8 protein-coding genes, 1 pseudogene and 1 other annotated feature are annotated in these 12,958 nt (G+C 59.4%); of the genes and pseudogenes, 5 read left to right on the plus strand and 4 right to left on the minus strand.

Annotated elements, in window-relative coordinates:
* Nucleotides 1–4 precede the first annotated feature (4 nt).
* The 3 genes and pseudogenes from AB7A72_RS13855 to AB7A72_RS13865 all read left to right on the plus strand — a co-directional run.
* Nucleotides 5–1,081, plus strand: coding sequence for a hypothetical protein (locus tag AB7A72_RS13855; protein WP_369460317.1), 1,077 nt, complete (start codon nt 5–7; stop codon nt 1,079–1,081).
* A gap of 11 nt (nt 1,082–1,092) precedes the next feature.
* A complete protein-coding gene (locus AB7A72_RS13860; protein WP_369460318.1) occupies nt 1,093–6,630 on the plus strand; it encodes a DEAD/DEAH box helicase in 5,538 nt (1,845 codons plus the stop codon).
* Between the two features lie 63 nt (nt 6,631–6,693).
* Nucleotides 6,694–7,904 (plus strand): annotated as a pseudogene (locus AB7A72_RS13865) (IS3 family transposase); the annotation flags it as partial.
* Nucleotides 6,972–7,088 (plus strand) — a sequence feature (AL1L pseudoknot). It overlaps the preceding pseudogene by 117 nt.
* 260 nt (nt 7,905–8,164) lie before the next feature.
* Here AB7A72_RS13865 and AB7A72_RS13870 read toward each other — a convergent pair.
* The 4 genes from AB7A72_RS13870 to AB7A72_RS13885 all read right to left on the minus strand — a co-directional run bounded on the left by AB7A72_RS13870 (nt 8,165) and on the right by AB7A72_RS13885 (nt 10,427).
* Nucleotides 8,165–8,734 carry a hypothetical protein gene (locus AB7A72_RS13870; RefSeq protein ID WP_369460319.1) on the minus strand — a complete coding sequence of 190 codons (570 nt, stop codon included), beginning with the start codon at nt 8,732–8,734 and terminating at the stop codon, nt 8,165–8,167.
* A gap of 20 nt (nt 8,735–8,754) precedes the next feature.
* Nucleotides 8,755–9,150, minus strand: a complete 396-nt coding sequence (locus AB7A72_RS13875) for a DUF4747 family protein (protein ID WP_369460320.1) — start codon at nt 9,148–9,150, stop codon at nt 8,755–8,757.
* A gap of 40 nt (nt 9,151–9,190) precedes the next feature.
* Nucleotides 9,191–9,619: a DUF4747 family protein gene (locus AB7A72_RS13880; protein ID WP_369460321.1), complete on the minus strand. Its 429-nt coding sequence runs from the start codon at nt 9,617–9,619 to the stop codon at nt 9,191–9,193.
* 361 nt (nt 9,620–9,980) lie between these two features.
* On the minus strand, nt 9,981–10,427 hold the full coding sequence (locus tag AB7A72_RS13885; RefSeq protein ID WP_369460322.1) for a LysR substrate-binding domain-containing protein: 447 nt from the start codon (nt 10,425–10,427) through the stop codon (nt 9,981–9,983).
* 154 nt (nt 10,428–10,581) lie between these two features.
* On the opposite strand from AB7A72_RS13885, the gene AB7A72_RS13890 reads away from it, so the two are divergent.
* On the plus strand, nt 10,582–11,745 hold the full coding sequence (locus AB7A72_RS13890) for an NADH:flavin oxidoreductase/NADH oxidase (protein ID WP_369460323.1): 1,164 nt from the start codon (nt 10,582–10,584) through the stop codon (nt 11,743–11,745).
* Nucleotides 11,746–11,793: 48 nt separating this feature from the next.
* Nucleotides 11,794–12,780: a LysR family transcriptional regulator gene (locus AB7A72_RS13895; RefSeq protein ID WP_407064981.1), complete on the plus strand. Its 987-nt coding sequence runs from the start codon at nt 11,794–11,796 to the stop codon at nt 12,778–12,780.
* The last annotated feature ends 178 nt before the right edge of the window (nt 12,781–12,958 follow it).

Raw genomic sequence — 12,958 nt, forward strand, 5'->3', positions numbered from 1 at the left:
ACAAATGACCATGACCTTGCTGACTGCAGACGCGGTGGTCGCGGAGACGAGAAAGGGACTCGGCCTCCCGGCCGTCGCCGCGAGCGTCGCGGTAGACGACACCTTGCTTGCTCAGGTTCTTCGGGCGGTAGCGTGGTCGCATTGTCCCTGTCAGCCCTTAATCCTTATGAGAGAGGCTGAGCGCCATTTGAACGGGCTAGTTCCGCATGCGACGGATTTGGCAGACAGACTTTCCGCAGTCCTCGAGGCACTCATCGCGACTGGAGACCTTGTCGAACCGGGTCAGGTCACGCAGGCTGAATTCTTCTCACGTGGAGTCCTGTTCCCTGCGCCTCCATCGTTCGCGATGCTCTCTCAGGATGTAGCCCAACTTTTCGGGCTCGCGAATGAAGGGGGTTGGGGCAGTCTCTCTGACCTACTTGGCCGAGTCGGCTATGACGGGGCATCGCGGCGCATCGTGGCAAAGCCTGGGGAAGAGCTTGCGGCCAAGCTACGCGCAGCGGGGCTGCGCGAGTTGTCAGTCAAGGCATGGCTGAAGGAGCCGCCAGCCGTCTCCGCCGCTGACCTGCTTTCTGCGGCGTTGGCGAAGATGAAGCTGGCCGAGCCTAGAGACGCCATCGGCGCTGACATGGAGGTCTTCGTGGCGGGCGGCAGCATCTATTCGAAGTGCTGGATGCGGCCGTCGTGCCAGTCGGGCAACTTCATCGCGAAGCGGGCAAAGGCCTTTGGCGCTGCACAATGGATGTTAGTCTCACTTGACGCGGGGCGGCCGCTGCGCCTCGCGCACCTGCCATCGCCGGGAAGTTTATTGCGTGCGTGCGACGAAGCTTGGCGCCTTCAACTCGCCAAGGACGCGGTTGACGGAAGGCCACAGGCATTCCGCCTGACCTTGCTGGGCAAAGTCGCCCACTTCGATTTGACGTTCCCGATTCCGCAGTGGGCGCATCGCCGCATGCTGGCGTTCGGCCGGCAGGTACCAAGCCGAAAGTGCATCTGCAGTTACGACATTTCAGAGGGCCTGGTGGCCGAAGCCTCGAGCTTTCTGGAGCGGCAGCTCTGGATGAAAAAGACAACGAGTTGAGGGAGAGAACATTGAGTTCAACGATTCACGAGACCATCGAGCAGCTTCACGTATCGCTCAAGGATTACATTGAAGCCACGTACCACATCGCGGACCCGAAGCTCATCAGCCAACGGCGAAGTCTCCTCGACTTGCCCGGCGTAATCCACCAGGTTCCCTACCTTGAATCGACACCCAAGTACCGCCCGGGGCGAATGTTTCGTGAAATCAAGGGTCTATCTGCGGGTGCAAGAGAAGCGTTCGAGCTGTTGTCTACTGCTAGCGAAGGCCTGCCAAGGGTAATTCACGACCCTGCATACACGCATCAGGTCAAGTCAATTGCTTCGACTCTGGTCGAGAGCAGAAATCTCGTCATCATGACGGGCACGGGCTCTGGCAAGACGGAATCTTTCTTGCTTCCAATTCTGGGCAAGCTCGCGCGCGAAGCCTCTGAACGACCGAAGGTATTTGGGGAACAGCATGCGATGCGGGCGCTCGTCCTGTATCCCATGAATGCACTGGTCAATGACCAACTTGGTCGCATGCGGGCAATGTTCGGCGACCCTCGTCTTGCGAACCTGTTCACCAAGTGGTCGGGAAGACCGGCAAGATTCGCTCGATACACGAGTCGCACTCCCTATGCTGGTGTCCGTTCGCGAAAGAAGGACCAGACCCGGCTGAAGTCATTTGAAGAGTTCTATGTGGACCTCGAGCGAGCGACGAAGAATGCCGATGACCCAAAGCACGAGTTAGCTGTTGGACTGAAAAACGAGCTCAAGTCCCGTGGGAAGTGGCCAGCTAAGCCGGACTTGGTGGATTGGTTCGGAGCAAAGAATTCTCTTTGGGAAGATAAGGACAAGAAGCCTCTGAGGGCAGTAACCAAACCTTTTGACGTTGAGCTTGTCACAAGGCATGAGGTGCAGTCCGCTCCGCCAGACCTGCTTGTCACGAACTATTCGATGCTTGAGTACATGCTCATGCGGCCAATCGAACGGGCGGTGTTCGACAAGACCGCAGAGTGGCTGAAGCGGAATCCGAATGAGACCTTCCTGGTTGTTCTGGATGAGGCGCATCTGTATCGGGGCGCACCTGGGGCAGAGGTTGGTCTTCTACTCCGTCGCCTGCGGGCACGGCTTGGGATTGGCATTGAGCGATTGCAGGTCATTTGCGCGACCGCAAGCTTTGACGATAAGAACTACGCCCCCTCGTTCGGGGCACAGCTCTCCGGCGCACCGTCGGACTCCTTCGTGCCCATAACTGGAGACCTTGCGACTGCTGAGTTTGCGACCGTTGGTTCAGAGGCCGACGCCAAGATTCTTGCGGCCGTCGACTTGGATGCCTTCTATGGCGCGCCGACTCTTCGCAAGCTTGCGGTAAAGAGGTTGCTGGCTTACCTCGGTACTGAGGAGTCCAATGATGTCGAGCGCGACCTTTTCAATGCCTTGGCTGAGTTTCCTCCGCTTGGGCAGTTGATAAATCTCACTATGGGAAATGCGACGCCGCTAGAAGAATTAGGCGGGCTTGTGTTCCCTGGAGTGGCAGAGGATATTCGCGACCGAGCCGTGACGTCGCTTCTCGCACTTAGTAGCGTTGCTAGGCCAACGGCATTCGCAGCCGGTCTATTGCCCTGCCGAGTTCACAACTTCTTCCGAGGGCTGCCAGGACTATGGGTTTGCCTGGATGCCGCTTGCAGTGAGCTCGCGGAGGACGAACGCAACGGTAGTTGCGGGAAGCTGTACGCGCAACCGAGGGAACGCTGTGGTTGCGATGCTCAAGTGCTCGAGTACTTCACTTGCAGAAACTGTGGCTCTTCCTATGCTCGAGGTTACACGGACAACGTTGAATCCCCGCGCCATCTTTGGAGTCATGCGGGGAGCAAGCTCAAGCTGAATACTGGCGAGGTTGAACCTTTGCTCCCGCTGGACTTGCTGCTCGAGACGGAGCCGCTGAAGACCGACGTCGTCGAACTGAAAACGCTCGACCTGGTGACGGCTGCGCTGGACCCAAAAAATGGCGGTTCTCGAACTCGAGAGGTCTTTCTGAGGAAGGACAGAAGTTCGAGTGCGGCGGACGAGGACGGCAATCGTGACACACGCGTAGAAAGCAGGGGGCAATTTGTACCGTGCGGAATGTGCGGCGGCTTTGCTGCGTTCGGTCATTCAACCGTGCAGGACCACCAGACAAAGGGTGACCAGCCATTCCAGACTCTTGTAGCCCGCCAGCTCCACGTGCAGCCGCCAGGCCAGCAGGAGGGCAGTGCCTTTGCTCCATTGCAAGGGCGCAAAGTGCTTGTGTTCTCAGATTCACGGCAAGTTGCGGCAAGACTCGCGCCGAACTTGCAGATGTACTCCACGCGAGACGCCCTGCGACCAATGCTCGTATTGGGCTTCGAGCGTCTGGGAGCTGTCGAGGCTATTCGACCGAAGCTTAGTCTAGATGATGCCTACCTGGCGGTGCTGCTCGCAGCGGCAACAAGAAACGTCAGATTGCGACCGGAGTTGATTCCGGGGGAATCAATTGCGGCCGTCGACACGGTGCGGGCGGCCGTCAGGGCAGATGGAAGCATCGATGACGAAGTCCTATTCGACCTGTGGATTGATATGAAGGCGAACAAGGCGCCTTCTTCGCTGCTCGAAGACATCTACAAATCCCTGTTCGACAAGCACCTAGGCCTTGAGCCGTTGGCGTTCGCTTCTCTCTCGTTGAGAGGGGATAAGCTAAAGAAGCTCTACGAGCTTCCGGCGATTACAGGCGTTGCTGAGACTTCCAATGAGAAGCTCGAGCTCGTAGAGGCATGGCTGCGCTGCTGGTGGCGGGCATCCAGCGGCGGAGTTTGGATGCGCGATATGCCGCAGCTATGGTGGCAGCGGCCAAAGTCCTCCGGAACATCGGTTCAGTCGCACAAGGGAAGTTTTGAGCCTCTGAAGAAGTTCCTGAATGACAAGAACTCGGTCAAGTGCTTCACGAATGAATGGCTGCCGAAGCTAATGGCCGAACTTACGGAGCAGGTCGAGGCGAGTCAGCGTCGAATCCTTGCCAGCAATCTAGCACTGAGATTTGGTGGAGCCTGGCAGCGTTGCGCTACTTGCACGTCGGTTCATCGACCTGTCTCAAGACTACATCGCTGCCTTGACTGCGGCAGTAGTCGCGTCTCCGTACTGGACCCAGATTCGGATGAAGCTTTCATAGCTCGAAAGGGCAACTACCGCAAGCCCGTCATCGAGACCAAGGCTGGAGCGCCGCTACTTTCACTCATCGCTGCCGAGCACACGGCTCAATTGAACTCGGCAGGTAGCGAGGAGGCGTTTTCTCGAGCGGAGGAGCATGAACTGCTCTTTCAAGACGTTGAACTGGTCTGGAACGACATCATTCAGAACCCGACGGCAATCGATGTCCTTTCGAGTACGACCACGATGGAAGTCGGTATCGACATCGGCGCGCTTTCAGGCGTTGCACTGAGGAACATGCCACCCGGTCGGGCCAACTATCAGCAGCGCGCGGGCCGTGCAGGTCGTCGTGGGAATGCGGTGGCAACGGTGGTCTCTTTCGGAAGTGCCGACAGCCACGATGAACACTATTTCTCCAATCCTCAAGCGATGGTTAGTGGCAGCGTTGTCGACCCCAAGTTGGCTCTGGCCAATGCCGATATCGCTCAACGTCACGTGCGCGCGTTCCTCCTACAGTCCTACCACCAGTCGCGGGTTCTCCAGGTGAATCCTGGGGAAGCCAACGACCTTTTCTCGGTCCTCGGCACGGTGCATGACTTCAAGTCAGATACAGGTCGACTGAATCGCCTGGACTTCGAGGCATGGCTCGGCGAGAACAAGGAGCGCTTGCAAGAGTCACTTCGCGACTGGCTACCGGTTGAGCTGGGCGACCTTAAGGAGAGGCTTGTGGCCAGCATGGCCGAGGACTGTCTGGAAGCAGTCGACACAGCAATCGCCGACGATGAGGCACCAAGGAACGAGAAGGAGTCAGACGAGGAAGGTGACGTCGATGCCGGCGAGAACGGGTTTGAGGAAGGTGAGGAGCGCCCAACGGTCGATGCGGCGCCCGCCACGCTCTTGAACCGGTTGCTGTACTTCGGAGTGCTCCCCCGGTACGCGTTCCCGACAGACGTTGCGAACTTCACAGTTTTCGATGAACGCTCAAACAGCTTCAGGCATATAGCTAGGTTCTCGCCAAGCCAGAGTCTGCCAATTGCACTGTCTCAGTACGCGCCTGGTAAGGAGGTGTGGATTGCGAACAAGTGCTACACCTCTGCGGCCGTCTACTCGCCAATACGGTCTGAGCGGACGAAGGCATTCAAGGAGCGAATGACTTATAGGGAGTGCAGCACCTGCGGCTACGCCGAGACGAAGGACGTCTCGATAGTTCCCAAGGGCACAGTGAGCAACTGCATCGCCTGCGGCGACACAGAGACTTTTGGGCCAGCCCAATATTGGATGCGGCCCCCAGGGTTCGCCCATCCGTACAACCGCGCTCCAGTCACGTCACCTGACGATTCGCCGGACACGGCCTATGCGACTCGTGCAAAGCTGATGATTCCGACGCCTGCTGAGACTGCGGCGTGGCTCGATGTCAACGAGCGCGTTCGGGTCTATTCGTCGCGTCCACACCTGCTGGTGTCGAACACTGGACCAGAGAAGAAGGGGTACACCTATTGCTCATGGTGTGGGTGCATAGAAGCTTACACAGACCCAGCCCCAAAGCTTCGGGGTCAGCACACCAAGCCATTCCCGGACGATGAACCGGACTGCGATGGTATGCACGCGACGAAGAACTTGGTTCTTGGGACAAAGTTCATTACCGACGTAGCGCTGTTTTCGCTCCGCCTGGCCAGGCCCTTGGAATTGCGGCCTGGAACCTACCCAACAAACGTGGCGCTTCGGACCGCATGCGAGGCATTGGCAAAGGCTGCCGCCTCAATGCTCGGCGTAGAACCTGGCGAGGTTCTGGCCGAGTACCGGCCGGCAATCACGGAGGATTCGCTCGGTCGCGAAGGCCTTCAAGCGGAGATATTCTTGTACGACACACTTCCCGGCGGTGCAGGGTTCTCTAGGTTAGCCTCACTGGAGGCACCACGCCTCTTGTCGCTTGCCCTAGATGCAGTCCGTAACTGTCCTGGGAGCTGCGATTCGTCCTGCTATCGATGCCTCAGGAGCTTCAAGAACAAGATTGAGCATCGGCTTCTCGACCGTCATGTAGGCGCGGAGCTTTTGGGACATCTCCAGACGGGTGACATCCCTGGCTTTGACGCGGCGCGGATTGGCGCCGCCACCGGGCTACTCATGAGTGCGCTGGTCCAACAGGCTGACGGGGAGATATACGAGAGGAACGTAGTCGTGCCTAATGTCGGAACCGTTCCATTGGTGGCAACTCGCGCAAACGGAAGCAAGGTAGCCGTCCTTTTAGCGGCGCCGCTGTCGGGTGAGGTCCCGTTGGATGAGGAGATGTTCGAGAAGTTGATTGGAACCAGTGGCTGGACTGTCGTCGTGGTTAACGAACTACTTGTGCGCCACCACCTGCCAGCTGCGTGCCAGCGAGTAAGAGACGAAGTAGTTGCCTGACGCTGGTCGTTTGTGAATCGCCCCGGATTTAGTGAAGGCTCAACACTCTGAGAGGATTGAGCCATGAAGAAGTCGAACAAGTTTTCACCTGAGGTGCGTGAGCGCGCGGTGAGGATGGTGCAGGAGCCCCGTGGGGAGTACCCGTCGCCGTGGGCGGCGATCGAATCAATTGCACCGAAGATCGGCTGTGTTCCGCAGACGCTGAACGAATGGGTTACGCGCGACGAGGTCGACAACGGCGTTAGAGAAGGCGTGACGACCGGCGAGGCCCAGCGGATGAAGGAACTCGAACGCGAGGTCAAAGAATTGCGCCGAGCTAACGAGATTCTGAAGCTGGCGAGCGCGTTTTTCGCCCAGGCGGAGCTCGACCGCCGACTGAAGTCCTGAGGGATTTCATCGACAAGCATCGTGACACCTTCGGGGTCGAGCCGATCTGCAAGGTCTTGTAGGTCGCCCCGTCGGGCTATCGGCGGCACGTGGCACTGCTGCGCGAGCCGCACGGGAGCTGCGCCAGGGCGCAACGCGACGATGCCCTCATGCCGGCGATTCAGCGCGTCTGGCAGCCGAACATGCAGGTCTAAGGGGCCGACAAGGTCTGGAGGCAACTGGCGCGCGAGGGCACTGCTGTGGCGCGCTGCACAGTCGAGCGGCGGATGCGGTGCCTGGGACTGCGGGGCGTGATGCGCGGTAAGGTGGTGGAGACCACGATCAGCGATTCCAGAGCGCCGTGCCCGCTGGATCGGGTCAACCGGCAGTTCCGCGCGCAGCGACCAAACCAACTGAGGGTCTCGGACTTCACTTACGTGTCGACACGGCAAGGCTGGCTGTACGTCGCCTTCGTGATCGATGTGTTCGCCCGACGCATCGTGGGCTGGCGGGTCCAACTGCTCGATGCGCACGGACTTCGTGCTCGATGCTTCGGACCAAGCGCTGTACAACCATCAGCCCGAGCGCGACGGCAGCTTGATTTGTCACTCCGATCGCGGCTCGCAATACGTCAGCATCCGGTACACGGAACGACTGGGCGAGGCCGGCATTGAGCCATCAGTCGGTAGCAAAGGCGATTCCTATGACAACGCTCTAGCCGAGACAATCAACGGCCTCTACCAGGCCGAGCTGATCCATCGCCAGGCACTGTGGAAGACCAAGAAGGCGGTGGAGTTCGCGGCACTCGAATGGGTGTCCTTGTTCAACCATCATCGCCTGCTCGAACCCATCGGGACATCCCGCCTGCAGAAGCTGAGGCAAACTATTACCGGCAACTCGCCAGTCAGCCCGCCACGATAGCGGCACGACTTAAACCAACCGGCCACCATGAAAGCTGGGGCGATTCACTTATGGCTGGGTACAGCCAGTCAAGCAACTCGCGATGAGATCTGCGTTAGCCGAGAGTCAGTACTAGAGCGGCAAGCTTTATCAAATCTTGACACGACCCTGCGACATTTTGCTGCGCGCAGTGGGTGCTAAGTGGAGTGCGCCGTTGGTTGACCCGCTCAGCCCGCCCCATCTATCAGCTACGGATCTATTCTGGGTATTAGCCTTTTGGTTGCTGGAACTCGGCGTATAGAGTTGCCATGCGGAAGACGTGCATTGTTGCGGCAAGCACCGAGGTGAGCGCATACAGAAAGAGGCCGTAGCCTAGCAGGCCTCCCAGTGCATTGAGCCACGGGAGAGCGGGTCTCAGTGGCTCCATCCAATCCGCGTAGAACCACCACGACTTGCAGAGAATGGCCGCGAGTAGAGCGACTACCTGAACGATGATGAAATGTACGAAAGTGGCGCAAAGCTGCACGTAGTCATTTTGGGCAATTTCGTCACCAGGCTGAGGTTCGGCCAGCAGCATCCTGAATTTCTCGTCTCCAAACCCGATGAAAATTGCGAAGCCACCCAAGGTGAATCCAAGCAGGTTGGGCAAGATGGAAATGGATTGGTCCCACCAAGCGTTCCACTGCCCCGGAGCCACCTGAATCGGTGTGACCCAAATCCTAAACGTCAAAGCAAGAAGGATCGCCGCCATCAATAAGTAAAACGACTTCAGAAGCGCTCTTATTCCGCCATAGGCGGCCCAATAGGTCCTGATGATCTCGAATGTGGTGTCGTACATCTGCTCTCCCGCAAGGGTCGTCAATGGTTGGTCCGAGCGCGCAAAAGAGCTGCTACTGTGGTCTCTGTGTTCGGATTCACCTTAACCGGGATTCTCAGGGGCTTATTCACGGTCGAGTCCGTGACTGTCATCCCGAGTTCATCTTTACCGACAACTTCTACATAGCCATTCATTGCTGCGACTGCTGCTTCGACTCTCGTGGTTGCGTCGGGCTTGATGCTCTCGCCCTTTTCAGCGATGAGCTCCTCGTTCACGGTAGCAACACGTTGATCCTGCATCCGCTGTTTGATGCGTGCCGCTACGGAGCCTACGTCATCAGGGTTCGGCCGCTTGAATTGCATGGTGATGCGGCTCAGTTTGTGAAGCGCAAACATTTCATCGAGAGCTGACTTGTCCGGGATCACCGTGACATCCACCTGTGGGCCATTCTGAGAACTTGTAGCCTCGGTCAGCAAATCATGGAAAAAAACTCTCGGCTTTGAGCGGCCCTAGTCTGTTTTTTCCGTCTACGCTGGCAAACCAGAGCTGGTGTTCCTTTGGGAGAAAGACAAATTGAATCCGTTGCATGTGTGCATAGAGGTGCTGCGGTATGCTGATGTCATCAAGGTCATCATCCGTTGCTTGCTTCAACGTTGCTGAGTTGAACCAGGGCTCCGCCGCATCCACCTTTACGAATCGGAAAACTTCACCGGTAAGTTCATTCTTATCGACAGCACTTGCAGTACCCGTTAGCGAGCCAAGCATCAAGGCGTGAATCTCACCCTGCTTGAAGATCTTCCTTCTGTTCAGTGCACAGTTCAAGAGATCAACGTAACGTTGTGGCGAATGCGGGCTGTGCATCGTGATGTTTAGTGCACTCACCTGGATCGTTCTGGCTCTACTCAAAGGGTTCTCCTTGGATTCTTTTGGTCTTGGCGACTGATGTTCATTGGGGAGCGAATTCGATGTGTGCGACCCGCTCCCACGTGATGCGGGCCTGCCACCCCAGCCTCCTTCGCGGCGAGCCGCGCGCGCAACCAGCAACAGATATGGCTGCTAAATTTGATTTGCAGACTGTAACAAATTTCAGCACCTAGCCGGAGACAGCCCCCGTGATCGCTTGGACGGCTGGTGGCTATCGAAAAGATAGATGACTCCTTCGCGAAAGTAAGCGGGCATTTGGCGTCGCATCCGTACGACGGCAATCGCTGCAATGCAGCCATACCTTCAGCCACATATCCACTCCTAGCCTCACTTTCCATCATCCTCAGTCCCTCTTAACACCCCCCGCATCGCCTCCACAAACACCCACACCATAGGCAGCACCTGCCGTCGCGTCGGGTAAACCGCCCACACCGCCAGCTCCTTGGAGCTGCGCATCCTCCAGCGCGATGGCGACCAGGCGGCCTGATTGCAGGTATTCCGCCCTGTACCAGCTCGACAGCAGCGCAATGCCCGCGCCGACCATGCAGGCGGCGTGGATGCCCTCAAACCTGTTGACGGTGAGGCGGCCAGCTACGCGCAGCGTGTGCTCCTGCTGCCCGGTTTGGAAGGTCCAGGGTTGCAGCTCGGTGGTGGTGACGCACTGGCGGCTCAGTACGCGGGGCGCAGGGTGTTTGGCCAGGTAACTGGGCGCGGCGCATGCGGCGTTTGCTGCCCAGTGCGATGGCGACCAGGCTGGATTCGCGCGGCTTGCCGACGCCCATGTCCCCAAGGGGTCAACCCTTAGCTATCCCCCCACAGCACCCAGGTTGGAATATAGGAATACGCTTTACCCCGTTCCAGCTATCTGTCGATGCAGCCTCCGTGCACAACCTGTGACGCACAGGCCATCCACCTCCACAGCGCAAACCAACCGGACACCCCCCATGCAAAGAACCACCGACCCATCCCTCACCCCCGCCAGCACCGCCACCCCCTCGCAGCTGTTCCAGCCCCTCACCCTGTCCCAGTTCACCCTCCCCAACCGCATCGTCATCGCCCCGATGTGCCAGTACTCGGCGCAGGACGGCAATGCCAATGACTGGCATTTGATGCACTACGGCAGCCTAGCCGTGTCGGGCGCGGGCATGCTGGTGCTGGAGGCCACGGCGGTGTCGGCGGTGGGGCGCATTACCGATAAGGACCTGGGCATCTACTCCGATGACAACCAACAGGCGCTGGGGCGGCTGATGGGGTCGCTGCGCAAGCTTTCGGACATTCCTGTCGCTATCCAGCTGGCCCATGCGGGCCGCAAGGCGTCCAGCCACCTGCCGTGGGAAGGCGCGGCGCAGATTGCGCCCGATGCGCCCCGGGGCTGGGTGGCGCAGGCGCCTTCGGCGATTGCCCATGGGGCGGGCGAGGTGCCGCCGGCCGAGATGACTCCTGCCGAGCTGGCAGAGGTGAAGGACGCGTTTGTGGCCGCAGCCAAGGCGGCCGATGCGCTGGGCATCGATGGCATCGAGATCCACATGGCCCATGGCTATCTGCTGCACGAGTTCCTCTCGCCCCTATCCAACACCCGCAGCGATGCCTACGGCGGCAGCCTGGAGAACCGCCTGCGCTACCCGCTGGAGCTGTTTGCCGCCGTGCGCGCGGCCGTGCCTGCGGCCAAACCGGTGTGGGTGCGTATCTCGGCATCGGATTGGGCGCCGGGTGGTTGGGATATCGATGGCTCGATCGCGCTGGCCCAGGGGCTGAAGGCGCTGGGTTGCAGCGCCATCCATGTGTCCTCGGGCGGGCTGTCGACCGCCCAGCAGATCCCCGTGCAGCCGGGCTACCAGGTGGGTTTTGCCGAGGCCATCAAACAGGCCACCGGCCTGACCACGATTGCCGTCGGTCTGGTGACCGAGCCTGCGCAGGCCGAGCACATTGTGGCCTCGGGCCAGGCCGATGCCGTGGCCATTGGCCGCGCTGCTTTGTACGACCCGCGCTGGCCCTGGCATGCGGCCGCCAGCCTGGGCGCGCAGGTGGATGCACCGCGCCAGTACTGGCGCAGCCAGCCGCGTGAGTACAGCAAGCTGTTCCGTGGCGCAGCGGTAGGCGTGCGCTAAACAGCTTCTGTAAACACCGTGGGCGGCAGCGCCCAAAGCCGCTAAGCTATGCGGATGCCTGCCCGCCCTCCCGTGTTTGCCTCCCCGCCCCACCCCCCTGCCGCCGCTCGCCGCGCCCGCGCGGTGCTGGGCCAGCTCAGCGATATGGATCTGCGGCTGCTGCAGGTCTTCAAGAGCGTGGTGGAGTGCGGGGGCATGTCGGCCGCCGAGCTGGAGCTCAACATCGGCACGTCGACCTTGAGCCGCCACATGAAGGACCTGGAAACCCGCCTGGGCATGGTGCTGTGCCGGCGCGGGCGCGCGGGCTTTGCGCTGACGCCGGAGGGCCACCAGGTTTACGAGGCCACCTTGCAGTTGCTCGGCGGCGTCGATCTGTTCCGCAGCCGCATTGACGATATCCACGCCCGCATGGGCGGCAATCTGGAGATCGCCATCTTCGACAAGACGGTGAGCAACCCGCAGGCCCAGATCCACCGCGCGATTGCGCAGTTCCACGGCCAGGCGCCGGATGTGAACATGCAGCTGCACGTCAGCTCGATCAACGCGATCGAGCGCGGGCTGATGGACGGGCGGTTTCATGTGGGCATCATCCCGGCGCACCGCAGTTCGGCCAGCCTGGTCTACCGCGATCTGTTTGCCGAGAACATGCAGCTGTACTGCGCCGCCGGCCATGACCTGTGGGAGCAGCAGCACCAGGCGCTGGACTGGGAGCAGCTGCGCAGCTACCCCTTTGCCGGCCTGGGCTACCACTCGCCCAATATGGAGCTGAGCCACAGCGTGCGGCTGCCGCGCGCAGCCACCGGGTTTGACCAGGAGTCGATTGCCACCTTGATTTTGTCCGGGTGTTTTTTGGGATTTTTGCCCGACCACTACGCGGCCAGTTTTGAAAACCAAGGTTTGATGCGGGCTGTACGGCCAGAACGCTTCCATTACCGTTGCCAATTCGTGGCCATGTGGCGCTTATCGCCCGCTCCGAGCCGTGTGGCGCAGGCCTTTATTGACTGCCTCCTTGATGCCCACACAGCAGTTGACTAAGTTGCTATGAAATTAACTTATCCACAGAAACCGGCTTCCCGGTGTGCATTTCTTTCCTAGAGGGAGATTGCAGGGAGTTTCTCGCGCAACAACGGGAACATTGCACAAAATTATCCACAGGGTGAGAATCGGAAAACCGCCGCTTTTGCAATGCAGCAAACGCCCGGCACCAACCGGG

The organism is Comamonas sediminis (genome assembly GCF_041107495.1).
Lineage (GTDB): Bacteria > Pseudomonadota > Gammaproteobacteria > Burkholderiales > Burkholderiaceae_C > Comamonas > Comamonas sediminis.